We start from the raw sequence: 24266 nt of genomic DNA, 5'->3' as shown, positions 1-24266 counted from the left end.
GCGTGACTCACGACGCGGCAACGTGTGACCGGATCACTCCAGCCACCTCCCTAGCCCGTGTCGCTGGGCTGGAGGGCGACCCCATCGACCACCCGAGAGCAGGTGGCTGGGGCGGCACACTGTTCAGTTCTCAACCAACGAGCGCTCCGCTCTCCCAGCCCGTCTGCAGGCCGTTCAAGCGCGCTTGGCCGGACTTGCGATCCGACCTTGTAGCCATTGTCCGTACAATGGCTACAGACAGGATGCTGGCAGAGAGATGCGGAGGCGTCAAGCACATTGCCCGCATTGACTGGACAATGGAGTCAACCAGCGGCTTTCATGGAGGCATGACGGTGAACAGGCTCGGCCGAACCCCCATGTACCAACAGATTGCGGTCGCTCTCAGAGATCAGATCGACGCAGGGACGCTGGCGCCGGGCGACAAGCTGCCCACGGAGGCGGACCTTCGGAAGGAGTACGTCGTCTCCCGCGAGACCGTGCGCAAGGCGTTGGCGATTCTCGTCAACGAAGGGCTGGTCGTCTCCGCTCGACCGCAGGGTCACTTCGTTCGCCGACGTCAGCCGATGGTGTTCCGGCCGCAGGCCGAATTTCGGAAGCGTCCCTTCTCGCCGGAGATGGACGCCTTCGTGACCGAGTTCTCAGCGGAGGGGCGAGAGCCGCGACAGGAGATCGAAGTCGCCATCGTGGAACCTCCGGCCGAGGTCGCCAAGCGGCTGCACATCGAGCCGGGCGAGTTGGTGGCCGTACGCAAACGAGTGCGCTACCTAGACGGAGAGCCGTTCAATATCAATGACAGCTACTTCCCGCTCAGCATCGTGCGCGACTCCGAGATCATGCGGCCGGAGGACATTGGCCGTGGCGCAAACGAGGTGCTTGCCGAACTCGGCTACCGGCAGGTCCGCGCCCTTGACGAGGTGTACGTGCGGATGCCGACACCCGAGCAGGCACAGCGTCTTGACCTTGGACCAGGGACGCCGGTCGGGTATCACATCACGACCGGGCACACGGCAGACGGCAAGCCGGTTCGTGTGGCCATCTCAGTCCTGCCCGGTGATCGCCACGTGATCTCCTACGAGCGTCAGCGGGAAACGACAGGCGAGGAATCGTGACCGAGCTGGACATCAGGGCCGCCCTGCCCGACGAACTCGAACTCGTCGAAGGCCTGCTCAGTGGGGCATCGGACTGGCTCGCCTCACGCGGGATCGACCAGTGGCAGTACCCGCCCCACACCGACCGCATCGGTCAGGCACTGCAGCGCGGTGAAGTGTTCCTTGCTTTCGCCGATGGTCAGCCCATTGCCACGCTGCAGGTTGATACCGCCGCCGATCCCGAGTTCTGGATGCCGGAGGACAAGCCTGAGGCCGCCCTCTATGTGCACCGCATGGCGGTTCGGCGGGAGGCAGCCGGCATGGGGGTCGGCGGCATGCTGCTGGACTGGGCTGCCGAGCAGGCCGCCGCCGCGGGGAAGACTTGTCTGCGGCTTGATGCTTGGAAGGACAACCCTGGCCTGCACCGCTACTACGAACGTGCGGGATTCACGATGATTCGCGTGATCGATCTTCCCCATAGGCGATCCGGAGCACTGTTCGAGCGATCGACGCTATCGACAGGTCATCTCCGCACCTCACGATAGGTCCGCCAGAGGATGGCAGCAGCGTCGCACTGAAACGCAGACTTCGGGCAAGCCTGGCACTTGCCGACGTGATCGAGATACGCCCGGTAAGCGGCATGTGCCTTGCCCTCTACTGCATTGCCGTACATCACCACAGGCGGATCGGCTGCATCCTCTGTATTGGCCCGGCGCCCGTCAGTACGCTCTGCCATGTCGGCTCCCTTGCAGTCGGCCACCCCCCGAACCGGTCGCACGGTTGCGGGGGATTTCTCTGTCCACCATCCGACCGTACTACCCCCTGCTACCCCCGTGGCTAGCTATGGCGGGACAGGGCCACCTGCCTAGCTTGCGAAGTATGACCATCGACCGCGAAGGACCCGTGCCGCCCTATCGGCAGATCGCTGCCCAACTGCGCGAACGGATCGCTGACGGGTCGATCCCCGTGGGCCGGCGAATCCCGAGCCTGGTCGAGATGGAACAGGAGTACGGAGTAGCCCGCGACACCCTGCGCAAGGCCGTCCAGGTACTCAAGGATGAGGGACTGGTCGAGACGGTGAACGGCATGGGCATCTACGTCATCAAGGCAACTGCTGAGCCGGACGCTCGCTGACGAGGTCGTCGTACGCACCAGCGCGGGTCAACAGTGGTGCACGTGTCTCGGGATGGCTCGCTCAGCGTCCGGCAAGAGTTGCCGCACACAGCCTGGATGAACGGATTGGCGGTCTATAGCCGATTGCGCGAGGCCACCGCTGTGAGGTTGCTAACCAGGGCCTGGCGTCGAAACCTAGGAGCTATTGCCGTCCGCGACCATATGGCTACCTTGGAATTCTGACGCGGATAGATTCTTGAGCGTGGCACATTTGGTCGGCAGGACAAGTAGTCCAATCCTAGACGCATGCTCATAGATGTGATTGTGGGCCTGATCCCACAACTCTTGATCATGCGCCTCTTCCAGGCCCTCGCGCATAATCAAAATGATTTGGGCTCTGGTTGGCGCATCGTAGCGGTCCTGCCAAATGCGGACATGGTCAACTGATGCGCACATGCGTTCTTGGGCAGCCTCTTCTTGCTGGTTGACCCAGTCGAATAGCGGTTGCGAGACGTGCGTAAGACAGTCTTCGGCCACGTCAGGCCGCTGGCGCAAATGTGCAAGACGCTGCGGGACGCGGATGTAGTCACCTTCATTCGCGTACGATTCCAAGGGTGTGTGGCCAATTAGTACAGTCTTTTCGACTGGAATTTCGATTCGGAGGTCGGCCACCCACTTCTGTCCGGTTTCACCCCACGGTGGCGCTAGGGGCAGGAGGTGAAGAATGTAACCCGCGCGAATCTGACCGAGCTTTCCCTTGTCAAAATATTCTGCCGCGTCGTATACGGGTGCAACGCTGATCCATGTGTGCGTCCTCTTGAGGAGGTCGCACCCTTGGGTGGTAATCATGGCTCGTCGAAGAGGGAGGCCTTTTTCGGCGAAGGTTGCGAGTTCCGCTTCGACGCCTTCGCGCAATATTTCGGTCTCTGCCGCCCACAGGGGTCGATGAGCTGAGCCAAGATAGACGACAGGGACACCCTTGATTATGTGACCTTGCCGGAATCGATTAAATTGATCCCCGTATCCATCTTCCCATAGTCGCCCCCTCCCAAAGTCGGGTTGCAGAGGCGTAGCTGGCTCAGACGTAGGCTTCACCACCCCTCTAGAGGACCGTCGGGCGCTTGGCCCTCATTACCGCCCGCCCGGGCAGCTTGGCTGCGATCCACAGGAGGAGGATTGATGGGTGCGAATGTATTCCGGATTTCCTCTGTGATTCGATCGAGCTCCCCCCGATGGTCCGCAGCCGCAATCAACCGTTCTCGCATGCTAGGAGAACCGAGATTGAGCCACCCATGAGCTCCCCGCTCCCCCAGAGTATCTACGACGAGCGAGACGAGCGAGTGAACTCTGTAAAGCTGACGTGATGTCTCAAGCCGAGGCGTGCTACCCCTCGCCTTCCAGGCATAATATGTCGCACGGCTGATACCTAGGGCATCCAGCAATTCGGAGGTTCCAATGCCCAACCATTTACGCAGATCTTCGCCGCAGTTGAAGGCAAAGCTCTCAGGCTCTTCTCGTTTTGCCGAATCTACTTGACCGCCCCCCAGGGAAAGCCGGGGGATCGACTCGCCGGTTTTGATGGGAGCGATCAGGTCAATAATCGTCATGCTGTTGAGTCTAACGGACTCAATTAGGCGATCCGATAGAAGCTCATGGATAAGGGAATTGGCAGGGGAGCTTCCGGTATTTGCTTCTCGGATAGGCTCCGGTACGGGGAAAGAGCTGAAATGCGTGTCTGCGTGAGCAACGGCACCTGGAAGGTGGCCCATGGACTCAAGCTCACTGAGAACTAGGTCTGTAGTGCGAAAATGTGGCTCCTGCGCCAACGATTCCATCACCCCTCCTAGTTCAACTGTTCGAAGAGTTCATCGGTGATCGTTGCCCGAAATAGGTCGTAGACAGACTGGTGCAGCGTGTCTGCCTCTTCCAAGATTCCAGACACATCATAGTCTGCCGGAGTCTCGCGAAAGATGTCATAGTCCAGCACGTACATCGTTTTACCGACTGGGTCGGAGAACGTCCCGTGCCGGAAGAGGCAGCGGACATTCTGGGAGATCCTGAGCACGACGCGCTGCTCGGTCGCCTCCACCCCGCCTGCGAACTTGCCGCTTGAGCTGGCCGCACCTAGTAGTTCTGCGGGGATGAGTTTGTCCCAGTCGTTGTACTTACTGGGGAGTTCAACTTGGTTGACGAAGCGTAGGCCGAGCCGGCGGGACTGCTGAGGGCTGAAGGCTCTATCCACGGCTCTGAGCAGGGCAGAGAGGCTTTCGCGATACCCCGTCCAGCCTGGATATACGCTCGTCTCGAGTGCCACGCTATCGGGGTAGAGGGCGATCGCGTTCTGGCCGTCTTTCGACTTGATCTGCCAGGCGGGACGCGGAGGATTTTGTCCGATGCCCGTAGGTCCAACCACTCCTGTGATGATCTGGTGAGCCTGGAGGTCGGGCCAGCGGCTCAGCCCAAGCGCCTTCTGCATGGCACGAGCGTCGCTTCGCACCACGTCGCCCAAGTCCTCGAAGTGCACTTGCGCAGCTACAAGGCCAAGGGGGGCTTCGGTGAGCGGTACGTGTGGGTAGTGGGGCAGGGACAGCATGCTCCGGCCTCCCGATGTGGACACAATGTAGACACTACCCAGGCAGGCCTAAGCTGTCAGCTGCGGGGTCTGTGATCCTTACCGAGGCGACGGCCGTCGGCGATAGGCAAACAGAATCCTTGAGGCGGATACAAGGCCTTGAGCTGCGCAAAGGCGTGAAGCGGCTTCGGACGGGACGAAACCACGTGTCGCGCGCTTCCGACGTTTGTACACGAATGCCAGTTGATGCCCGCGCGTCGCCCCATCGTCCTCGCTGCACGTGCGATGGAGCGAGATGAGATCGCAAGTGGGCCCCGAGGACCTCGCGTACGGGATCCGGCGGCAGCGGCCGCCCCAGCGCCGAGCAGCGGTCCCCTGTGGAACAGGCGTGGACCAGAGCTGGCGCTGCGGTAGGCAGATGATGACATACATGCAGCTCAGGGCATAGATGGAGCTGTACTAGTGCCCCGTCTTGAAAACCGGCGTGGCAGCGATGTCAGCGTGAGTTGGAATCTCACATCCTCCACAGCCGGAGGAAGCCGCAATAGCGGTCTTGGCTGCCCTCCCAACCCACTCAACCTGAGGTCGCCATCCGGGCTGGAGGCGTTTGGCTCGGCGGTCAGGAGACCGGGACTGGGGGAACTGACAGATCCGCCTCACTGTTCCCGGAACCCTGAACGCGATACTGGCCGCCCCCGATCGGCACGGATCGCTCCAGCATCACCGCAGCAAGGGCATCAGGCCAACGTGTCTGCACTGACCACGTCACATTGATCAGGTACGCGCTGGTCAGGTCCGCGCTGGTCAGGTCCGCGTCGGTCAGGTCCGCGTCGGTCAGGTACGCGCTGGTCAGGTCCGCGTCGGTCAGGTCCGCGCTGGTCAGGTCCGCGCCTTTGAGGTCCGCGCCGGTCAGGTTCGCGCCTTTGAGGTCCGCGCCGGCCAGGGTGGCGCCGACCAGGGTGGCGCCGGTCAGGTCCGCGTCGGTCAGGTGCGCGCCGGTCAGGTCCGCGCGGACCAGGTCCGCGCGGGTCAGGGTCGCGCTGTTCAGGTGCGCGCCGGTCAGGTCCGCGTAGGTCAGGTTCGCGTGGGTCAGGTTCGCGTGGGTCAGGTGCGCGCGGCCCAGGTCCGCGTGGCCCAGGTCCGCGTGGGCCAGGGTCGCGTGGGCCAGGGTCGCGCCGGTCAGGTCCGCGTAGGTCAGGTCCGCGCCGGCCAGGTCCGCGACAGCCAGGGTCGCGCCGGTCAGGTGCGCGCCGGTCAGGTGCGCGTGGGCCAGGTCCGCGCCGGCCAGGTCCGCGCCAGTCAGGTCCGCGCCAGTCAGGTTCACGCCGGCCAGGTCCACGGGACGGGGGCGAGCACCGCCAGCCAGAAGTACCCGATTCCACCAGTCGGATGCCTCAACGTGCAGCCAGGGACGGGAAGGGCGGGCAGCCCTGGCAAGACGACCGAGGAGGGTGTCAGGGCGCGTCTTCATGCATCGCCCCCTCCTCGGGTACGGGCGGAGGCAGCAGCGCTGCGGCTGCCCGTCGGCGACGAGTTGGCACGGAGGAGGGCAGCGGTGAGACCTCCACACCGGAGAGGATGCCCCGGATCGTAGCCGGGGCACCGATGCCAAATATGAAAGCTGGCCAAGGCCCGCTGATCTGATCATGCGCGGCGGTCGCCACCACGGCCCCCAGTACGAGCCCGCCAGTCAACACGAACAGCCGCGGCCCCAGCTCGCCTTCCTTACGCCACGGCCAGGTGTACCCGGCTGACACGACAGCCGCAGACAAGGACAGCACCGACGCAGCTGCACCGCCAGTCAAGCCCCACAGCGCCGCCTGCCACCACGTCATGTACCGACAGTAGCCATGCGGAGTGGCTACTTGTAGGGAAAGTCCCAACCTTCTCGCCTGCCAGATCTGCGGCCACCGCACCCTCGCCTCTTTGCCGCCGACGGACGGCATATCGCGGACTGGTGGCATCGACCGGCTCTGTTGGCCAACCTGCGGCCAACAGACCAGCAAAATTGCCATCCTCTAGTCCATCACTGCAGGTCACATTGCATACGGCGCGGCCAAGACAGGCGGTCTTGAAAACCGCCTGGGCTCAGTCACCAACACATAGGGGCGAGTCTGCTTCCACCCGCGGATGTGGCAACGGGACCCCCGCCATCCGCAGCTGTTCCTGAATCGACGCGCGAAGTTCGGATGGCGTGGGCCACGGAGCACTGCGGTGGATCATGCGGTGACAGTTCGAGCAGATGAGCGCAAGGTCGGCGAGTCTCGTCGTGCCCTCTCCTGCTTCATGCAGGGGCACAACGTGGTGGCACTCGATGTAGCCTTCGCCGCGCTCGCCGTAGACCGCGGCGAAGTCGAATCCGCAGGCTTCGCACGCCAGCGCGCCACCCTTCTTCAACACCGAGGCAATCTTCTTCTTCCGGAGCCCCTTGTTTCGTTCGCGCCTTCGGTGTCGGCCGTACAGCACGCGACCCTCGGGGGCGCTGGCCTCCTCGTCATCTTCCTCATCATCCTCGGGCAGCGTCGGCGGAAGGGTCCCGGCCCTTAGCCCGTCCCGCAGCAACTGGGCTGCCCGCCCCATTTCCGCGGGCCGGTCGAGGAAGTCACGCAGTACCTCGCCATCAAGCTGACCGCCGTTCGTCTTGTCGCCCAGGTACTTGGGATGGACGCTGGCAATGTTCAGAGTCTTGTACGCGGCACCGTTGCGGTTGCGGTACTCGGCAGCTCGTTCCTCGGGCGGGTAGGCGGCGAGGTGCTGCAACAGCTCGGACAGCTCACCGATGCGCGGGTCTGATGCGGGGAGGGCACGCCAGCCGTTGCGAGCCACCACGTCGGCAGCAAGGATCAGCTCGTCCCGGGTCCACTTGGGGCTGCGCGACGCCCCAATCCGAAAGCCCTCGCGCTTGAGCCAGCTCACCGCATGCCGCAAGCCACCGCTGAACTCGCCACGGGCGAGCGGTCTGCCCTGACGGTGCTTGTGGGCCACCCCGGCGATGGCTTTGGAGTCGTACTCCTTGCCGTCATGCAGGATCTTGTACCGGCGGGCTTCTCCGTACTCATACAGAGCGAGGAACCCCTCGGCTCCCAGCTCGTCGTACTCCTGAAGAGTCTTCAGGATGTCGTCCCGCGAGATGGCTCCCTTATTCATGGCGAGAGGGTACGGGCTAGGTAGGACATCGCCACCCGGACGAAGACGGCCAGACCCAACTGGCCGCCTTGCCGCCATCAGAGGACGACATAGGCGAGGTAGTCACGCGAGGGCGCGCGGTCTCAGTTCTGGTCTCATTCACTGACGTTCACGACGGTTCAGGGGCGTACACCCGGCACCCCGAGGCCAGGGTGGGACCGCCCCCGACCTGCGGCGTACACCCGATCACAGACCTCGAAAGCGTGTGTGGGGGCAACTTCACCGTGGGTTCAAATCCCACCGCTACCGCTCTTGAGCAGTACCGAGCAGTACCCGTAGTAACGACGAAAGCCCCGGCTCATGCGAGCCGGGGCTTTCGTCGTTCACGGCTTCTGACGGCGTGTCCGGGCGGGCGGCGCGATGGGGGCAGGAGGAAGGGGACCTTCGTGCTAAAGCGCCGGTTGAACCGCTGGCAGGGCCGCTGAATAGGCCGTTCGATGGATAGACTCCACCGATCGCACGCTGGGGACAGCCGGCAGGGGACTGCCACTGCTGCCGGGGAGGGCAAGGGGCATGGCGCAGGCGAAAAAAGTCACCATGTACATACTCGTGGTCTTCGTGCTCTACACGATCATCACGCAGCCAGCGCGCGCCGCCGATCTTGTGCAGGTAGGGTTCGAGGGCATTTCGAACGCCGCAAGAGGCATCGGAACGTTCATGCACGAGCTGGTCAACTGATCGGCGCGCTGCCGGTGAGGAGTCCCGCGTGATCCGCCATCTGGTTCTGTTCAAGCTCAACGACGGCGTCGGCCGTGACGAGTCCCGGGTCGCCGCCGGAGCGCGGGCGTTCGAGGAACTCGGCGGGCTGATCCCCGAGCTGACCTCGTGGGAGTGCGGCTGGAACGTCACCGACCGGCCGATCGCGTATGACTTCGCGATCAACTCGTCGGTCGCGGACGCCGCCGATCTGAAGACGTATCTGGAGCACCCGGCACACCAGGCGGCGGCGGGCCAGTGGCGTGAATTCGCGACCTGGGTGATCGCCGACTACCCCTTCTGACGGTGCCGGGCCGCCGGTCCGCCCGGTAGCCCCCACACCCGTCCCGGCCGGTCCCCTGGCCGGTCACACGGCCTGTCGCTCAGCCCCCGCCCACCGGGCGGGGGGCTTTGTCGTGTCCCGTCAAGGTCAACTCACCGCCCAACACGGCGTTATTAGGTGCTTGCGTACAGTGCACATGAATTGTGATGCTATGACCGCTTTTGCCGGATGAGTGGACCGATGAGGGGTGGTGTGTCCGTGTCGGCCCGAACGGCGTCAACAACTTTCGCCCGCAGTAGGACGAGTACGCCCAATACCAACGCCCTGGAAGCGCGTGCGCTGACGACCGTGCTGTTCGAGGAGATCTCCGGGCTCGAACCCGGAACACCCGAACACGCACGCGTACGCGCCGCGCTGATCGAGGTCAATCTGCCCCTCGTCCGCTACGCGGCGGCCCGCTTCCGCAGCCGGAACGAGCCCATGGAGGACGTCGTCCAGGTCGGCACCATCGGGCTGATCAACGCGATCGACCGGTTCGATCCGGAGCGCGGGGTGCAGTTCCCGACCTTCGCCATGCCCACCGTGGTGGGGGAGATCAAACGTTACTTCAGGGACAACGTGCGGACCGTTCACGTACCCCGCCGGCTCCATGAGCTGTGGGTTCAGGTGAGCGGGGCGATCGAGGACCTGACGGTGCTGCACGGCCGGTCACCGACGACCGGGGAGATCGCCGAGCGGCTGAAGCTGGCCGAGGAGGAGGTGCTGGCCTGCCTGGAGGCGGGGCGGGCGTACCACGCGACCTCGCTGGAGGCCGCGCAGGAGGGCGACGGCGCTCCGGGGCTGCTGGACCGGCTCGGGTACGAGGATCCGGCACTGGTCGGAGTCGAACACCGCGACCTCGTCCGGCATCTGCTCGTACAGCTGCCCGAACGGGAGCGGCGGATCCTGATGCTGCGGTACTTCGGCAATCTGACGCAGTCCCAGATCAGTGCCGAGCTGGGCGTCTCGCAGATGCATGTGTCCCGGCTGCTGTCCCGCAGCTTCGCCCGACTGAGGTCCGCAAACCAGCTCGAAGCGTAACCCTTGGGGAGGAACCATCCTGCAGAAATATGTCGACTTGGCGCTACAGCGTGTTGCCGACATGTGACATTCTGCAGGAACCGCGTTTGTCGCGACCCGGCCTCCGGTATTCAGGTGGAGGAACAAACCGTCGCTCGCGACACCCGTCCGCGACCTCAAGGGGGTGGCATGTCCGTTCAGGTGGGCAGTCCTCAGGTGCGCCGTACCAGCGCACCAATCGATGCACGCACCGGCGAAGCCATCGACACCCGCACACTGTCCCGTTCGCTGTTCCTGCGCCTTGCGGAACTGGAACAGGACAGCCCGGAACGAACCTATGTGCGTGACACGCTCATCGAGCTGAACCTGCCACTTGTTCGGTATGCGGCGGCCCGCTTCCGCAGCCGCAACGAGCCGATGGAAGACATCGTCCAAGTGGGCACGATCGGCCTGATCAAGGCGATCGACCGCTTCGACTGCAACCGCGGCGTGGAGTTCCCGACGTTCGCGATGCCCACCATCGTCGGCGAGGTGAAGCGGTTCTTCCGCGATACGTCGTGGTCGGTGCGGGTGCCGCGGCGGCTGCAGGAGCTGCGGCTGGCGCTCACCAAGGCGAGCGACGAACTCGCGCAGAAGCTGGACCGGTCGCCGACGGTGGCCGAACTGGCGGTCTGCCTGGGCGTGTCCGAGGAGGACGTCGTCGACGGCCTCGCGGTCGGCAACGCCTACACCGCGAGCTCGCTCGACTCGCCGCCGCCGGAGGACGACAGCGGTGAGGGCACCCTCGCGGACCGCCTCGGCTACGAGGACACCGCGCTGGAGGGCGTGGAGTACCGCGAGTCGCTCAAGCCGCTGCTGGCCCAACTCCCGCCGCGCGAGCGCCAGATCATCATGCTGCGGTTCTTCGCGAACATGACGCAGTCGCAGATCGGCGAGGAGGTCGGCATCTCCCAGATGCACGTCTCCCGGCTGCTCACCCGCACGCTCGCCCAGCTCCGGGACGGCCTGACAGCGGAATAGACCGGCCCGCTGGCTTGCTGACGTTCCGTCAGTAGACTGGCGCGATGGTCGCGATAGCACGGATGTCTGGCCGCCGGGGCGCGGCACTCGCCGTCCCGGCGGTTGGCGTGGCCCTGCTGCTGGCGATGACGACGGCCGGCTGCGGAGCGGCTGGTGACGACGGGTACGTGGCGGTCGGCGGGGTCGGTCCCTCGCAGGGCGGCGCGACGGGGGACGTACCGCCGGTCGGTCCGGTCGTGATGGTGCCGCTGGACGGCCCGGCACCGCCGGGACCCGGCAGTGGCACACCGTCCGCACCGGGCTCGACCCCAGGATCCGGATCAGGACCCGGCTCTCCCGGATCGGCTCCCGGTTCGTCGGGGGGCCAGGGAACGACCCCTGGAAGCACGCCCGGGGGCACCGGCACGCCGGGGAACGGTTCACCGGGGACGTCGCAGCCGGGAGGCGGCGGCTCGACGGCACCCGCACCGCCGGGAACGACCCCGCCGCACACGCCCCCACCGGGCACGACGCCGCCCGCAACGCCCGCGCGGCTGACCGTGAGCACGCCGAAGCGCGCTCCGGCCGCGGACCGGTGGTGCGAGAAGGTGACGGTCACCTTCACCAATTCCGGCGGCAGAGCGGCGACTTCCGGCAACGTCACCTTCGGCACCCACATCATCGGCGGCCTCGGCATCGACTGGGCGACGATCGAGACCACGAAGCCGGTGCCGGTGCCCCTGGCGGGTGGTGCCGCCAAGGTGCAGACCTGGGAGGTCTGCGTGGACGCCTGGCGGGTTCCGCTGGGCATGCACATCGAGACCCGGGACGTCACCCTTACGTGAGCGACGCGGTCCGGGCCGGGGCTGTCGGGCGGTGCCGTCAGCGCATCGCGAGCGCGACGACTCCGGCGATCACCAGGACGGCGACGACGATGCCGATGATGAGGCCCGTGCGCTTGCCGGACCCGGTCCGGGCCTGCTGCTGCTGCAGTTGCTGCGGCTCCTCGACGAAGGCGCGGAACATCTGGGTGTCGCCGGCGGGGTCGTAGTTGTTCTCAGGGTTCGACATGCTGCCCGACCCTAGCGAACAAGCGGAATCCCGGGCACCCCCGGGTGCGCCTGCGAGACCGACGCCACGTCTCCCGTCACGTCTCCCTCACGTCTCCGGTCACGTCTCCAGCCCCGTCCGCCGGCATCTCGGCCGGCGCCTCTCCCGGCACACCGCCGCAGGAATACCGCCGGCTCCCGGCCGGTTGTAGGTGCCCATGGCACGCATCGGAACATCTGATCTGGACGTCTTCCCGCTCGCCCTCGGCGGCAATGTGTTCGGCTGGACGGCCGACGAGGCGCAGAGCTTCGCCGTACTGGACGCGTACGCGGCGGCCGGCGGCAACTTCGTCGACACCGCTGACGGCTACTCCGCATGGGTCCCGGGCAACTCGGGCGGTGAGTCGGAGACCCTCATCGGGAAGTGGCTGGCCTCCCGCGGCAACCGGGACGCGATCGTGGTGGCCACCAAGGTCAGCAGCCACCCGGACTTCAAGGGGCTGCGGGCCGGCAACATCCGGGCCGCCGCGGAGGCATCGCTGCGCCGGCTGGGCACGGACCACATCGACCTCTACTACACGCACTTCGACGACCCGCAGGTCCCCGTCGCGGAGATCCTCGGCGCCCTGGACGAGCTGGTGCGCGAGGGCAAGGTGCGGCAGATCGCCGCGTCCAACATCTCCCCGGAGCGGCTGTCGGAGTCGCTGGCCTTCTCCGAGCGGGAGGGGCTGCCCTCGTACGTCGCCCTGCAGCAGCTCTACAACCTGGTGGAGCGCACGGACTACGAGGGGGCGATGGCCGAGGTCGTCGCCTCGCACGGCCTGTCGTCGGTCCCCTATTACGCGCTGGCCTCGGGCTTCCTGACCGGCAAGTACCGGGCCGGCGTCACGGTGGACAGCCCGCGGGCGGGCGGCGCGGGGAAGTACCTGGCGACCGAGCACGGACAGCGGGTGCTGGTGGCGCTGGACGAGGTCGCGCAGGCGCATGACGCCGAGGTCGCCACGGTGGCGCTGGCCTGGCTGGCGGCGCAGCCGACCGTCGCGGCGCCGATCGCCAGCGCGCGCACCGTGGAGCAGCTGCCGGCGCTGCTGGCGGTGGCGGATCTGAAGCTGACGGCCGAGGAGCTGGACAGGCTGACGGCCGCGTCCGTCTGACCTGCGGATATGACGTAGCACCCCTTTATCCCATCGGGGGGATCGCCCGTCTCGCTTTACGGGAGACGGGCGATTCCTTTGGGGATTCTTGACCGCATGAGGCGCAGATTCATTTGCCTGTAGCAACCAACGACCTCTACAGTTGCTCAAGGCAACCAATTGGACGACTCGACGATCGGCGGGGGCTGTGGCGACGAAGAAGCACTGCGCGGAGCTCGCTCGCCAGCTGCGCGTCGTCGTCGGCGTCGGCAGGGAAGTGGGCCGGGCACTGCCGCCCGAGACCCCGCCCTCGACCGTCGCGGTGCTCACCGTGCTCGGCCGGTACGGCGAGATGCGGATGAGCCGGCTCGCCGAATATCTCGATATCGACATATCGGTGACAAGCCGACATGTCGCCTATCTCGCCGAGCGCGGCTGGATCGACCGCACTCCCGACGCCCTGGACAAACGGTCCCGGCTGCTGCGCCTGAACCCGCACGGCGAAAAGGTGCTGGCCGCCTCTTCCGACCGTGCCGCCGAGGTGCTGGCAGCCCATCTGAGCGACTGGTCCGACGACGACGTCGACCTGCTGTCCGGCCTGCTGGACCGGCTGCGCCTGAGTTTCGGCGACTGCCGGCCCGGCCCCCGCGCCCACGCAGCCCAGACCGCCCAGGCAGCGCAGACGGCCCACGCAGCGCAGGCAGCGCAGGCAGCCCACGGAGCGCTCCCGGCCACCACGGTCGGCACGGCTGCGGCCCACACACCCCGTACACACGCGAACTGACAAGGACGAAGATGGCTACAACCACACCGACCGGTGTGCGGGAGGCGGAAGCCCACGGTGGGTCCGCGGCCCCCATGTCGCACCGGCAGATCATGGAGGCGCTGTCCGGGCTGTTGCTCGGCCTGTTCGTGGCGATCCTGTCGTCCACGATCGTCTCCAACGCCCTGCCCACCATCCTCGCGGACATCGGCGGCGGGCAGAGCGCGTACACCTGGGTGGTCACCGCCGCCCTGCTCGCGGTCACCGCCACCACCCCGCTCTGGGGCAAGATGTCCGACCTGGTCAGCAAGAAGCTGCTGATCCAGATAGCCCTGGTCATCTACGTACTCGGCTCGATCATCGCCGGGTTCTCCACCAACCCCGGCATGCTGATCGCCTGCCGGGTGCTGCAGGGAGTCGGCGCCGGCGGTCTGTCGGCCCTCACCCAGGTGATCATGGCGGCGATGATCTCCCCGCGGGAGCGCGGCCGTTACAGCGGCTACCTCGGCGCGGTCTTCGCCGTCGCGACCGTCGGCGGCCCGCTGGTCGGCGGCGTCATCGTCGACACCGACTGGCTCGGCTGGCGCTGGTGCTTCTACGTCGGCGTACCGTTCGCGATCATCGCGCTCATCGTGCTGCAGAAGACGCTGCACCTGCCGTTGGTCAAGCGGAAGGTCAAGATCGACTGGTCCGGCGCGTTCTTCATCTCCGCGGCCGTCAGCCTGCTGATGATCTGGGTCTCGCTCGGCGGCACCAACTACCCGTGGATGTCCTGGCAGACCTATGTGATGGTGCCCGGCGCCGTCCTGCTCGGCCTGGTCTTCCTGTTCGTCGAGTCCAAAGCCTCCGAGCCGATCATTCCGCTGCGGCTGTTCCGCAACAAGACGATCACCCTCACCTCGCTCGCCAGCCTCTTCGTCGGCGTCGCGATGTTCGCCGGCACCGTCTTCCTCAGCCAGTACTTCCAGCTGGCGCGCGGCAAGACCCCGACCATGTCCGGTGTGATGACCATCCCGCTCATCGCGGGCCTGTTCATCTCCTCGACCGTCTCGGGCCAGATCATCACCAGGACCGGCCGCTGGAAGGGCTTCCTGGTCGGCGGCGGGGTCTTCCTGACCGCGGGCGCCGCGACGCTGGGCCTGCTGCGCTACGACACCCCGTACTGGCAGGTCGCGATCTACATGGCGCTGCTGGGTCTCGGCATCGGCATGATGATGCAGAACCTCGTGCTCGCCGTGCAGAACCAGGTCACCCCGGCGGACCTCGGCGCGGCCAGCTCGCTCGTCACGTTCTTCCGCTCGCTCGGTGGCGCGGTCGGCGTCTCCGCGCTCGGCGCCGTCCTCGGCAGCCGCGTCACGAGCCTGGTGTCCGACGGCCTGGCGGCGCTCGGCATCAAGGGCGGGGACGGCGGCGGCATCCCGGACGTCGCCAAGCTCCCGGCCCCGGTCAAGGGCGTCGTGGAGAGCGCGTACGGGCGGGGCATCGGCGATGTCTTCCTCTACGCGGCACCCTTCGCACTGATCGCCCTGCTGCTGGTGATCTTCGTCAAGGAGGTCGCGCTCAAGACCAACAGCGGTCTGCAGCAGGTCGCGGGAGCGGAAGCGGCTGCCGCCGCCGGTGGAAGTGCCGGTGGCGCCGAGGTGACCATGCCCGCGACCTCCTTCACCAAGGAGGTGGCCGCCATGACACCGGTGGCGATACTCGACGACCGGCCGGTGGCGGAGTCCGGCACGGGGTCCGGGGCTGGGTCCGGCGACGGCGGCACGCCCGTGCACGGCATCGTCAGGATCACCGACGGCTCGGCCATCAACCACGCCAAGGTCACGCTGATCTCGCTCCAGGGACAGCAGCTGGGCAGGTCCGTCACCGGCTCCGACGGCCGCTATCTCCTCGAAGCGCCCGGCGCCGGCTCGTACGTCCTGATCGCGGCGGCCGACGGCCACCAGCCGCAGGCGTCGACCGTGCTGGTCGGCGACGCGCCCCTGTCGTTCGACGTGGTGCTCAGCGGCGCCGGCGGGCTCGCCGGGACCGTGCTGGGCGCGGTCGACAACCTGCCGGTCGTCGAGGCGATGGTCGTCGTGACCGATGTGCGCGGTGAGGTGCTGGGCACCGGGAAGACCGGTGACGGCGGCGGGTTCGCCTTCGGCGAGCTGCCCGCGGGCGACTTCACCGTCGCCGTGAACGCCCCCGGCTTCCGGCCGGCCGCGCTGCCCGTCGAGGTCGGCGGCACCGGCGCCACCCGCGTCGAGGTCGTGCTCCAGCCCGGCGCGCAGGTACGCGGCGTCGTACGGGCGGGCGCCGACCGGCGGCCGCTGCCGGACGCCAAGGTCGTCCTGGTCGACGCGGCCGGGAACGTGGCCGGCACGACGACCACCGGCGCGGACGGCGCGTACGCGTTCACCGACCTCGACGCGGGCGAGTACTCACTCGTCGCGAGCGGTTACCCGCCGCTGGCCACCGCGTTGAGCGTGCAGGGGCGCGGCGCCGAGGAGTTCGACGTCGAGCTCAACCACCCCGAGGGGTAACGGGCACGGCCCCCGGCCCCCGGACTGCGGACTGCGGACTTCGGGGGACAGGCTTCCGGACGGTCGGCCCGCGTGCCTTGCGGAGAGGTGCGGGCCGGTCCGGAGGGATCGGGATCCGAGCGACGGCCGGAGCAGGGGACGGCCGAGGCCGTCGCACCGGATCCCCTCGCCGGGCGGGCTCCGTCGAACGGGCCCGCCCGGCGATCGACAGCAGCGCGGCACCACCGCGGCACCGCACCAGAGCACCAGAGCACCAGAGCACCACGGCCGGACCTACGGGACACCGGCACGTCACGGGAGGCGAACCTCGATGAGCAGCCACGGCCTGCGGGCCCGCGTACGCACCAGGGACGGCTGGGCCGTCTCGCACGCGGTGCTGACCGTCACCGATATGACGGGCAGTCAAGTCGACCGCCGGGAAGCCGATTCCGACGGCGTGGTCCGTACCGGACCGCTGCCCGCCGGCTCCTACACCGCCATCGTGACCGCCATCGGCTATCTGCCGGCCGCCTCGACCGCGATCGTCACCGCGTCGGGCTCCGCCGACGCGGGCACCGTGACGCTCTCCCGCGCGGGCGGCGTGGAACTGCCGCCGCCCGGCACCTGGACCATCGACCCGGCACATTCCTCGGTCACCGCGACCGCCCAGCACCTCGGGATCTCCAGCGTGCAGGGCCGGTTCACCGTGTTCGGCGGGCGGATCGAGATCGACGGGCGGACCGCCGCGTCGTCCGTCGACGCCGTCATCGAGGCCGCGTCGATCGACACCGGCAACGCCCTGCGGGACGCGCATCTGCGCTCGCCCGACTTCCTCGACGCCGAGGTCCACCCCAAGATCACCTACCGCAGCACGGGCGGCCTGGAGCCGGCCGGCGAGGACCGCTGGACCGTGCAGGGCGAGCTGACCCTGCACGGCGTCACACGGCCCGTCGATCTCGACCTCGCGTACCTCGGCACCGGCCCCGACCCGTGGGGCGGGGTGCGCACCGCCTTCCGCGCCACCACCGAGCTGCGCCGCGCCGACTTCGCGATGAACTACAACCAGGTCGTCCAGGCCGGGATCGCCGCCATCGGCACCACGCTCAAGGTCGAACTCGCCGTCCAGGCCGTGCGCGGCACCGAACTGCCGGGGGCGTAGCCCGGAGGCGGAGTGCCGGTGGCGTTACGCCAGCCGGGCCGGGAATCCGCCGGTCGCGATCGGGCCCCAGCGCTCCGGGGTGATGCGGATCAGCGACTTGCCCTGCTCGATCATCGCGGCCCGGTACTCGTCCCAGTCCGGGTGTTCACCCGAGATGTTGCGGAAGTACTCGACGAGCGGCTCGACGGAGTCCGGCGGATCGATGACCTCGGCCGAGCCGTCGATCTGCACCCAGGGCCCGCTCCAGTCGTCGGAGAGGACGATGACGCTGGCACGCGGATCCCGCCGGGCGTTCCTGGTCTTGGCGCGCTCCGGGTAGGTGGACACGACGATCCGCCCGGAGTCGTCGACACCGCAGGTCAGCGGCGAACCCTGGGGCCGGCCGTCCGCGCGGGTGGTGAGCAGGATCGCGCGGTGGCGTGGGCGGACGAACTCCAGCAGCTCGTCGAGGGACGCCTTGGTGTTGGTGGCAATCGTTTTGGGAGCCATGGCAAAACCCTAGCCGTGCGCTCCGGGCCGGGCCGGTGCGCACGCCGGTCCCCGGGGCCCCAGTCCCTCAGGTCGTCACGTCCGCAGGTGCCGGTCGCGCATCGTCTCGATACCGGCGATCACGCACTCCAGCCCGAAGGTGAAGTCGCGCTCCCGCTGCTGGGCGACGGACACGGCCGCAGAGCGGTGTTTGAGCAGGTCGAGCGATTGCTCGAAGCCGGGACGGTGCTCGACGGTGCCGGCCCAGTCGGCGTAGAACGCGTCCTCGTCCTGGCCGCTGGCCCGGAACCGTTCGCCCCACCGGCCCTCGACGGTGCCGTAGCCGTAGACGAACTGGAAGAGGCAGCCGAGCGCGCCGGTCATCTGCTCGGCCGCCAGGCCGGAACGGGCCATGGCGCGCATCGAGAGGTTCGCGAAGTCCATCGCGAACGGGCCGATGTTGAGGTATTCGCCGATCAGGTGGGCCGTCCAGGAATGGCGCACCAGCATCGCGCGGTACCCGACGGCGAGTTGGCGCACCTCGTCGCGCCAGTCGGCGTCCGGCTCCTCGGCCGGCAGCGCGATCTCGCCGTGCACCGCGTCCAGGACGCGCTCCAGCAGATCGTCCTTGCTGTCGACGTACCAGTAGACGGACATCGCGGTCACACCCAGCTCGGCGGCGAGCTTGCGCATCGAGAACTTGGCCAGACCGTCCGTGTCGAGCAGCCGGACGGCGGTCGCGACGATCCTGTCGCGGTCCAGTCCGGCCGGCTGCTCGCTGCGGCGCTTGCCCGCGGGGCGTTCGTGCAGCCACACGCTGGCCCCGGGCGTGGTCGCGCGGCTGTCCTCGGCCATGGCGGGCGGTTCCCTTCGGGTGTTCCGGGTCGTCGGGCCTGAGGGCTGCCCGCCCCCGATGCTATGCCGCTTCCGAACGCTCGGCCCTGCGCAGCAGGAGTGCCGCCAGGAGGCCGCCGAACAGTACGGCGACGGCGCCGATCAGCTGGCTGGCTTCGAGGCCGGCGGAGAAGTCGTCCACCAGCCGGGTGCGCTCCGCGGCCGTACCGGCGCCGGCCAGGGCGCCGGGCAGCGAGCCCGCCGCGAAGGAGGAGGCCAGGACGGCACCGAGGACGGCGACACCGAGTCCGTTGCCGAATTCGGTGAGCGTTCCGTTGACGCCCGCGCCGATGCCGGCCCGCTCCACCGGGATGGCGCTCATGACCGCGTTGGCCATGGCGGGCATCGCGAAGGCGATACCGGCGCCCATCAGGACCAGGCCCGCGCACATCCCCGGGTAGCCGTGGCCGCCGAGCAGCGCCACGACGGCCAGGCCGGCGGCGAGCATCGTCATCCCGGCGAGGATGGCGACCGGGGTGCCGGCCTTCGCCAGCAGCCGGGCGCCGACGCCCGCGAGGTTCAGCACGACGATGCTCAGCGCGAGCGGCGCGGTGCGCAGCCCCGCCTCCAACGGCGTGTGGCCGAGCACGAACTGCAGTTGCTGGGTGAGCAGGAAGAGCGAGCCCGCCATGCCGAACGAGACGAGGATGCCGCCCGCGACGGCGCCCACGAAGCGGCGGTCGCGGAAGAACGTCATGTCGAGCATGGGGTGCGGGGTGCGCAGCTCCCAGCGGACGAACGCGGCGAGCCCGGCGCAGCCGGCGACGGCCGGGAGCAGGACGTCGGCCGAGGTCCAGCCGTGCCCGGGGCCGGAGATGATCGCGTAGACGATGCCGGTCATGCCCACCATGGAGAGCAGCGCGCCGGGGAGGTCGGGGCGGTCGCCCGACGGGTTCTTCGACTCGGGGACGAGCCGTGCGACGGCGGCGAGGCCGAGCAGCGCGACGGGGATGTTGACCAGGAAGATCGCCCCCCACCAGAAGTGATCGAGGATCACCCCGCCGATGAGCGGTCCCGCGACGAAGCCGAGCGAACTGATCGCGCCCCACAGGCCGATCGCCTTCGGTCGTTCCTCGTCGTCGAATATCTGGACGACGACGGCGAGGGTGGTGGTCATCAGCAGTGCGCCGCCGATGCCCATGCCCGCACGGGCCGCGATGAGTTGCCCGGCGGAGTGCGCGAAGGCGGCGCTGCACGAGCCGGCGCCGAAGAGCGCGAGGCCGACGAGCAGCATCCGCTTGCGGCCGTAGCGGTCGGCGGCGCTGCCCGCGGTGAGCAGCAGGCCGGACTGGACGAGCGCGTAGGCGTTGATCATCCACTGGATGTCGGAGGTGGTCGCGCCCAACTCGGTGCCGAGGGAGGGGATCGCGACGTTCAGGACCGTGTTGTCGAGCAGCACGGTGAGCTGGGCGAGGCAGATGACGCCGAGGATCAGCCAGCGCTGGGGGTGGCGTTCCGTGGCTGCTCGCGGGGTGGCGGTGGTTGCCGTGGCTGGCAAGCGGACTCCTTGTACGGTGTACGGGGCGATGCGCTGTACACCGTACAGCCGACCTTGTACGCCGTACAAGAGATTTCGCGGAAAGGGCGGTGTCCGCAGGTCAGGAAGCCTGCGGATACCGCCCTGTCCCTCTCGATCGTCCTCTCGATCGGTCGCTGGATCGCTCTCTCGATGGCCCTGCGTCAGCTCTTCGCGGGGCTCGTCAGGTCGTAGACCGTGGTGCTGCCGACCGTCTTCGCGGTGAACGCGGAGGTGACCCAGGTGGTGATCGCCGAGGACGTGCCCTGGCCGCCCATCCCGCCGCCCATGCCGCCGGAGGAGGAGATGAAGTAGTGGATCTTCCCCTCGGCCACGTACCGCTGGAACTGCGCGAGGGTCGGTGACGGGTCGCTGCCGTTGAAGCCGCCGATGGCCATGACCGGGTCACCGGTGGCCAGTTGGTAGCTGGCGGAATTCTGCGAGCCGATGGCCGCCGCGACCCAGGTGTAGTCGGAGGCGTTCTTCTCGAGGAGCGTCTTCATCGCGGAACTGACGGTGGCGCCGCCGAGCAGCCCGCCCATCCCGCCGCCACCGCGACCGCCGGCCGTGCCGCCGTCCGCGGTACCGCCACCGGCCGTACCGCCCCGCGGGAAGCCCTGCGCGCCCTGGCCGGGCCCGCCTTGCTGCCCCTGTTGGCCCTGCTGTCCTGGCTGGCCGTTCTGACCGCCGCCCGGAACCGTCGGCGGCTGCTGGCCGCCGCCGGGCAGTCCCTGGCCGTTCTGGCCTCCCTGCCCCGGCATGCCGCCGGGACCGCCGCCGCGCATGCCGCCGGGACCGCCCCTGCCGCCCTGGACGGCGGGGCCCGCCGTCACGATCGAGCCGCTGTGTCCGGTGTCGACGGTGTTCAGGGTGTACGCGAACGGTGCCGCGAGCGCCGCCGCGATACCGAGACCCGCCACGGCGGCCGCGAACCGCCGGCCGAGCCGTACGGCGAGCAGCAGTCCGGCCGCCGCGAGCAGGCCGCTCACCAGCACCGTCCAGCGCAGCCACGGGTGCCAGTCGGTCGCCCGGCCCAGCAGGACGTACGCCCAGTACCCGGTGCCCGCGGACGTCGCGGCGAGCGTGGCCGCCGCCGCGAGGTGCGTGCGCTTCTCCCAGAGCAGCGTGGCGCCCATGCCGACAAGGGCGGCGATGTAGGGGGCCAGGGCGATGTTGTAGTACTGGTGGAAGATGCCCGACATGAAGCTGAAGACCCCGAAGGTCATCAGCAGCGAGCCGCCCCAGACGAGGAACGCGGCGCGCCGGGCGTCGGTGCGCGGGGCCCGCCGGGTCAGCCACAGCCCCGCGGCGAGCAGGACGAACGCGGCCGGCAGCAGCCAGGCGATCTGACCGCCCATGTCGGCGTCGAAGAGCCGGGTGATGCCGGTGGCGCCCCACTGGCCGCCGCCCTGGCCGCCGCCCGCTCCCCCACCGCCGACGCTGCCCGTCTCGTTGCCGGTGATGCGGCCGAAGCCGTTGTAGCCGAAGGTCAGCGACAGGAAGCTGTTGTCCTGCGAGCCGCCGATGTACGGGCGGGACGAGGCCGGCCACAGCTCGACGATCGCCACCCACCAGCCGCCGGAGACGACCAGCGCGAGCCCTGCCAGGGCCAGTTGGCCGATGCGCCTGCGGAAGGCCGTCGGCGCGACGACCGCGTAGACGACTGCGAGCGGCGGAAGGATGAGGAACGCCTGCAGCGTCTTGGTCAGGAAGGCGAGGCCGAAGGCGACGCCGGCCCACACCAGCCACTTCGTCCGGGCGCCTTCGAGGGCGCGCAGCACGCAGTAGACGGCGGCCGTCATGAGGAGCGCGAGCATCGCGTCCGGGTTGTTGAAGCGGAACATCAGCGCGGCGACCGGGGTGACCGCCAGTACGGCGCCCGCGATCAGACCGGCGGCCGGGCCGAAGCGGCGGCGGACGGCGGCGTAGAGCACGCCCACCGTCGCGACGCCCATCAGCGCCTCGGGGACCAGGATCGACCACGAGCTGAGGCCGAAGATCCGGACGGCGAGATCCATCGGCCAGAGCGAGGCCGGGGGCTTGTCGACGGTGATCGAGTTCGCCGCGTCGGACGAGCCGAAGAAGAGCGCCTTCCAGCTCTCGCTGCCCGCCTGGACGGCCGCGGAGTAGAAGGAGTTGGCGTATCCGGACGCGCTCAGGTCCCACAGGTACAGCGCGGCGGTCACGGCCAGCAGCGCCAGGAACGCGGGACGCACCCAGCGGGCGTCCTCGGCCCGGCCCCGCCAGACGCGCGCCCCGAAGCCCCGGGGACCGGACGGAGCGGCCGGAGCGGACGGAGCGGCCGCCCGGTGCCCGCCGGGCGGCGGCGCGTGCTCGGGCACCGGGGTCCGGGTCACCGGTCCTGGCAGGTCGTCGGGCGGTGGCGGCGGACCGGCCGGGAGGCCGGCCGGGGTGCTGTACGGCGCGGTCATCGTGCGCTCCTCGGGTCGGAGTCGTAGTCGGATTCGTAGTCGTAGTCGTAGGTCGGGGTGAGGGTCGGGGTGGGAGTGGGGGTGGCAGTGGGGCCGGTGTCGGACGGGGCCGCTCCGGACGGGAAGACCCAGGCGCGGAAGAGCAGGAAGCGCAGCACCGTCGCCGCGAGGTTGGCGGCGATGAGGACGGCGAGCTCCGTGCCGTGCGAGGGGTGGGTGTTCGCCGTCTGCAGGGCGGCCAGCGAGCCGCTGGTCAGGGCGAGGCCGATCGCGAAGACGACCAGGCCCTGGGCCTGATGGCGGACGGCCTGCTCCCGGCCGCGGACGCCGAAGGTGAGCCGGCGGTTGGCGGCGGTGTTGCCGATCGCGGAGACCAGCAGCGCCGCCGCGTTGGCGGGCTGTGAGCCGAGCCCGAGCCGGAAGCCCGAGTACAGCACCAGATAGACCAGGGTGCTCAGCGCCCCGACGACGCAGAAGCCGACCAGCTGGCGGGCGAGGCCCGGTGGCACACCGCCCAGTTCGCGGTCGCGCGGATCGTCGCCGAACGGCCGGCGCAGCCGGTCGAGCGCCAGCGCGCCGGTGGCGAGCGCCCGGCCCACCCGCCAGACCCCTTTGAGGTCGTCGGCGGCCGTGCGGACGATGTCCACGGTGCTGTCGGGGTCGTCGACCCAGTCGACCGGCACCTCGTGGATCCGCAGTCCGGCGCGCTCCGCGAGCACCAGCATCTCGGTGTCGAAGAACCAGCCGGTGTCCTCCACCATCGGCAGCAGCCGCTCGGCGACGTCCTTGCGGATCGCCTTGAAGCCGCACTGCGCGTCGGAGAAGCGGGCGGCGAGCGAGCCGCGCAGGATCAGGTTGTAGGTGCGGGAGATGAACTCGCGCTTGGCGCCGCGCACGACGCGGGAGCTGCGGGCCAGCCGGGAGCCGATCGCCAGGTCGGAGTGGCCGGAGATCAGCGGGGCGACCAGCGGCAGCAGCGCGTTCAGGTCCGTCGACAGATCGACGTCCATGTAGGCGAGCACCGGCGCCTCGGACTCCGTCCAGACGGCCCGCAGGGCCCGCCCGCGCCCCTTCTGGTCGAGCCGGAAGGACTCGACCTCGGGGATCTCCGTCGCGAGGCTCTTCGCGACGGCCTCCGTGAGGTCGGTGCTCGCGTTGTCCGCGATGGTGATCCGGAAGGGGTAGGGGAAGGTGCCTGCCAGGTGCGCGTGCAACCGCCTGACACAGGGCTCCAGGTCGTTCTCCTCGTTGTGGACGGGGATCACGACGTCGAGCACCGGGTCGCTGTGTGCGACCGGCAGGTGCTGCCGGGACGGCAGAGTGCCGAGGTGAGTTCGCATACCCCGACGCTC

At 68.5% G+C, this 24266-nt stretch carries 23 protein-coding genes; 12 read left to right on the top strand and 11 right to left on the bottom strand.

Annotated features, from left to right (window positions below; all coding sequences use genetic code 11):
• Positions 1-326 precede the first annotated feature (326 nt).
• From LNW73_RS17105 to LNW73_RS17095, 3 genes are all read left to right on the top strand, one after another.
• Positions 327-1109, top strand: coding sequence for a GntR family transcriptional regulator (locus LNW73_RS17105; protein WP_250990510.1), 783 nt, complete (start codon positions 327-329; stop codon positions 1107-1109).
• Positions 1106-1633 carry a GNAT family N-acetyltransferase gene (locus LNW73_RS17100; RefSeq protein WP_250990509.1) on the top strand — a complete coding sequence of 176 codons (528 nt, stop codon included), beginning with the start codon at positions 1106-1108 and terminating at the stop codon, positions 1631-1633. The genes LNW73_RS17105 and LNW73_RS17100 overlap by 4 nt, the downstream gene beginning before the upstream one ends.
• 334 nt (positions 1634-1967) lie before the next feature.
• The gene (locus tag LNW73_RS17095) at positions 1968-2222 is read left to right on the top strand and encodes a GntR family transcriptional regulator (protein ID WP_250990508.1); all 255 of its coding nucleotides are present in this window, start codon (positions 1968-1970) and stop codon (positions 2220-2222) included.
• 174 nt (positions 2223-2396) lie between these two features.
• On the opposite strand, the gene LNW73_RS17090 is transcribed toward LNW73_RS17095, so the two are convergent.
• The 5 genes from LNW73_RS17090 to LNW73_RS17070 all read right to left on the bottom strand — a co-directional run bounded on the left by LNW73_RS17090 (position 2397) and on the right by LNW73_RS17070 (position 7920).
• Entirely contained in the window at positions 2397-3116 is a 720-nt protein-coding gene (locus LNW73_RS17090; protein ID WP_250990507.1) for a hypothetical protein, read from the bottom strand.
• A gap of 176 nt (positions 3117-3292) precedes the next feature.
• Positions 3293-3808: a hypothetical protein gene (locus LNW73_RS17085; protein WP_250990506.1), complete on the bottom strand. Its 516-nt coding sequence runs from the start codon at positions 3806-3808 to the stop codon at positions 3293-3295.
• A 236-nt stretch (positions 3809-4044) separates the two neighbouring features.
• On the bottom strand, positions 4045-4794 hold the full coding sequence (locus LNW73_RS17080) for a TIGR04255 family protein (protein ID WP_250990505.1): 750 nt from the start codon (positions 4792-4794) through the stop codon (positions 4045-4047).
• Between the two features lie 598 nt (positions 4795-5392).
• Positions 5393-6244, bottom strand: a complete 852-nt coding sequence (locus LNW73_RS17075; RefSeq protein WP_250990504.1) for a pentapeptide repeat-containing protein — start codon at positions 6242-6244, stop codon at positions 5393-5395.
• 617 nt (positions 6245-6861) lie between these two features.
• A complete protein-coding gene (locus LNW73_RS17070) occupies positions 6862-7920 on the bottom strand; it encodes an HNH endonuclease (RefSeq protein ID WP_250990503.1) in 1059 nt (352 codons plus the stop codon).
• A gap of 552 nt (positions 7921-8472) precedes the next feature.
• Between LNW73_RS17070 and LNW73_RS17065 the strand changes: the two genes are divergently transcribed.
• The 5 genes from LNW73_RS17065 (at position 8473) to LNW73_RS17045 (ending at position 11841) form a co-directional block, all read left to right on the top strand.
• Positions 8473-8637, top strand: coding sequence for a hypothetical protein (locus LNW73_RS17065; RefSeq protein ID WP_250976621.1), 165 nt, complete (start codon positions 8473-8475; stop codon positions 8635-8637).
• A gap of 28 nt (positions 8638-8665) precedes the next feature.
• The gene (locus tag LNW73_RS17060; RefSeq protein WP_250990502.1) at positions 8666-8959 is read left to right on the top strand and encodes a Dabb family protein; all 294 of its coding nucleotides are present in this window, start codon (positions 8666-8668) and stop codon (positions 8957-8959) included.
• Between the two features lie 231 nt (positions 8960-9190).
• On the top strand, positions 9191-10018 hold the full coding sequence (locus LNW73_RS17055) for an RNA polymerase sigma factor SigF (protein ID WP_138356275.1): 828 nt from the start codon (positions 9191-9193) through the stop codon (positions 10016-10018).
• Positions 10019-10186: 168 nt separating this feature from the next.
• Positions 10187-11017, top strand: a complete 831-nt coding sequence (locus LNW73_RS17050; RefSeq protein ID WP_138356276.1) for an RNA polymerase sigma factor SigF — start codon at positions 10187-10189, stop codon at positions 11015-11017.
• A gap of 44 nt (positions 11018-11061) precedes the next feature.
• Positions 11062-11841 carry a hypothetical protein gene (locus LNW73_RS17045; RefSeq protein WP_250990501.1) on the top strand — a complete coding sequence of 260 codons (780 nt, stop codon included), beginning with the start codon at positions 11062-11064 and terminating at the stop codon, positions 11839-11841.
• A gap of 37 nt (positions 11842-11878) precedes the next feature.
• Here the strand turns inward: LNW73_RS17045 and LNW73_RS17040 are convergent, their stop codons facing one another.
• Positions 11879-12067: a hypothetical protein gene (locus LNW73_RS17040; RefSeq protein ID WP_250990500.1), complete on the bottom strand. Its 189-nt coding sequence runs from the start codon at positions 12065-12067 to the stop codon at positions 11879-11881.
• A gap of 196 nt (positions 12068-12263) precedes the next feature.
• On the opposite strand from LNW73_RS17040, the gene LNW73_RS17035 reads away from it, so the two are divergent.
• The 4 genes from LNW73_RS17035 (at position 12264) to LNW73_RS17020 (ending at position 17604) form a co-directional block, all read left to right on the top strand.
• Positions 12264-13199 (top strand): aldo/keto reductase, encoded by a 936-nt coding sequence (locus tag LNW73_RS17035; RefSeq protein ID WP_250990499.1) that lies wholly within the window; start codon positions 12264-12266, stop codon positions 13197-13199.
• A 187-nt stretch (positions 13200-13386) separates the two neighbouring features.
• Positions 13387-13962 (top strand): MarR family winged helix-turn-helix transcriptional regulator, encoded by a 576-nt coding sequence (locus LNW73_RS17030; protein ID WP_250990498.1) that lies wholly within the window; start codon positions 13387-13389, stop codon positions 13960-13962.
• Between the two features lie 11 nt (positions 13963-13973).
• Positions 13974-16466, top strand: a complete 2493-nt coding sequence (locus LNW73_RS17025; RefSeq protein ID WP_250990497.1) for an MFS transporter — start codon at positions 13974-13976, stop codon at positions 16464-16466.
• A 310-nt stretch (positions 16467-16776) separates the two neighbouring features.
• Positions 16777-17604, top strand: a complete 828-nt coding sequence (locus LNW73_RS17020; RefSeq protein ID WP_250990496.1) for a YceI family protein — start codon at positions 16777-16779, stop codon at positions 17602-17604.
• Positions 17605-17628: 24 nt separating this feature from the next.
• Here the strand turns inward: LNW73_RS17020 and LNW73_RS17015 are convergent, their stop codons facing one another.
• The 5 genes from LNW73_RS17015 to LNW73_RS16995 form a co-directional block, all read right to left on the bottom strand.
• The gene (locus tag LNW73_RS17015; protein WP_250990495.1) at positions 17629-18093 is read right to left on the bottom strand and encodes a PPOX class F420-dependent oxidoreductase; all 465 of its coding nucleotides are present in this window, start codon (positions 18091-18093) and stop codon (positions 17629-17631) included.
• Between the two features lie 75 nt (positions 18094-18168).
• Positions 18169-18927 carry a TetR/AcrR family transcriptional regulator gene (locus LNW73_RS17010; protein WP_250990494.1) on the bottom strand — a complete coding sequence of 253 codons (759 nt, stop codon included), beginning with the start codon at positions 18925-18927 and terminating at the stop codon, positions 18169-18171.
• A gap of 61 nt (positions 18928-18988) precedes the next feature.
• Positions 18989-20464: an MFS transporter gene (locus tag LNW73_RS17005; RefSeq protein WP_250990493.1), complete on the bottom strand. Its 1476-nt coding sequence runs from the start codon at positions 20462-20464 to the stop codon at positions 18989-18991.
• A 182-nt stretch (positions 20465-20646) separates the two neighbouring features.
• Positions 20647-22914, bottom strand: a complete 2268-nt coding sequence (locus tag LNW73_RS17000; RefSeq protein WP_250990492.1) for an ArnT family glycosyltransferase — start codon at positions 22912-22914, stop codon at positions 20647-20649.
• Positions 22911-24254, bottom strand: a complete 1344-nt coding sequence (locus LNW73_RS16995) for a glycosyltransferase (RefSeq protein ID WP_250990491.1) — start codon at positions 24252-24254, stop codon at positions 22911-22913. Before LNW73_RS16995 ends, LNW73_RS17000 begins: the two co-directional genes overlap by 4 nt.
• Between the last annotated feature and the right edge of the window lie 12 nt (positions 24255-24266).

The sequence above is a fragment of the Streptomyces sp. RKAG337 genome, from assembly GCF_023701715.1.
Lineage (GTDB): Bacteria > Actinomycetota > Actinomycetes > Streptomycetales > Streptomycetaceae > Actinacidiphila.
This window is presented reverse-complemented; position numbering and strand designations above follow the sequence as displayed.

Excerpts from the sequence above, each read along its gene's own strand:
- LNW73_RS17085 (WP_250990506.1), bottom strand. The coding sequence starts at position 3,808 with ATGACGATTATTGACCTGATCGCTCCCATCAAAACCGGCGAGTCGATC.
- LNW73_RS17065 (WP_250976621.1), top strand. The coding sequence starts at position 8,473 with ATGGCGCAGGCGAAAAAAGTCACCATGTACATACTCGTGGTCTTCGTG.
- LNW73_RS17000 (WP_250990492.1), bottom strand. The coding sequence starts at position 22,914 with ATGACCGCGCCGTACAGCACCCCGGCCGGCCTCCCGGCCGGTCCGCCG.
- LNW73_RS17095 (WP_250990508.1), top strand. The coding sequence starts at position 1,968 with ATGACCATCGACCGCGAAGGACCCGTGCCGCCCTATCGGCAGATCGCT.
- LNW73_RS17045 (WP_250990501.1), top strand. The coding sequence starts at position 11,062 with ATGGTCGCGATAGCACGGATGTCTGGCCGCCGGGGCGCGGCACTCGCC.
- LNW73_RS17035 (WP_250990499.1), top strand. The coding sequence starts at position 12,264 with ATGGCACGCATCGGAACATCTGATCTGGACGTCTTCCCGCTCGCCCTC.
- LNW73_RS17050 (WP_138356276.1), top strand. The coding sequence starts at position 10,187 with ATGTCCGTTCAGGTGGGCAGTCCTCAGGTGCGCCGTACCAGCGCACCA.
- LNW73_RS17080 (WP_250990505.1), bottom strand. The coding sequence starts at position 4,794 with ATGCTGTCCCTGCCCCACTACCCACACGTACCGCTCACCGAAGCCCCC.
- LNW73_RS17075 (WP_250990504.1), bottom strand. The coding sequence starts at position 6,244 with ATGAAGACGCGCCCTGACACCCTCCTCGGTCGTCTTGCCAGGGCTGCC.
- LNW73_RS17070 (WP_250990503.1), bottom strand. The coding sequence starts at position 7,920 with ATGAATAAGGGAGCCATCTCGCGGGACGACATCCTGAAGACTCTTCAG.
- LNW73_RS17105 (WP_250990510.1), top strand. The coding sequence starts at position 327 with ATGACGGTGAACAGGCTCGGCCGAACCCCCATGTACCAACAGATTGCG.
- LNW73_RS17015 (WP_250990495.1), bottom strand. The coding sequence starts at position 18,093 with ATGGCTCCCAAAACGATTGCCACCAACACCAAGGCGTCCCTCGACGAG.
- LNW73_RS16995 (WP_250990491.1), bottom strand. The coding sequence starts at position 24,254 with ATGCGAACTCACCTCGGCACTCTGCCGTCCCGGCAGCACCTGCCGGTC.
- LNW73_RS17020 (WP_250990496.1), top strand. The coding sequence starts at position 16,777 with ATGAGCAGCCACGGCCTGCGGGCCCGCGTACGCACCAGGGACGGCTGG.
- LNW73_RS17010 (WP_250990494.1), bottom strand. The coding sequence starts at position 18,927 with ATGGCCGAGGACAGCCGCGCGACCACGCCCGGGGCCAGCGTGTGGCTG.
- LNW73_RS17040 (WP_250990500.1), bottom strand. The coding sequence starts at position 12,067 with ATGTCGAACCCTGAGAACAACTACGACCCCGCCGGCGACACCCAGATG.
- LNW73_RS17025 (WP_250990497.1), top strand. The coding sequence starts at position 13,974 with ATGGCTACAACCACACCGACCGGTGTGCGGGAGGCGGAAGCCCACGGT.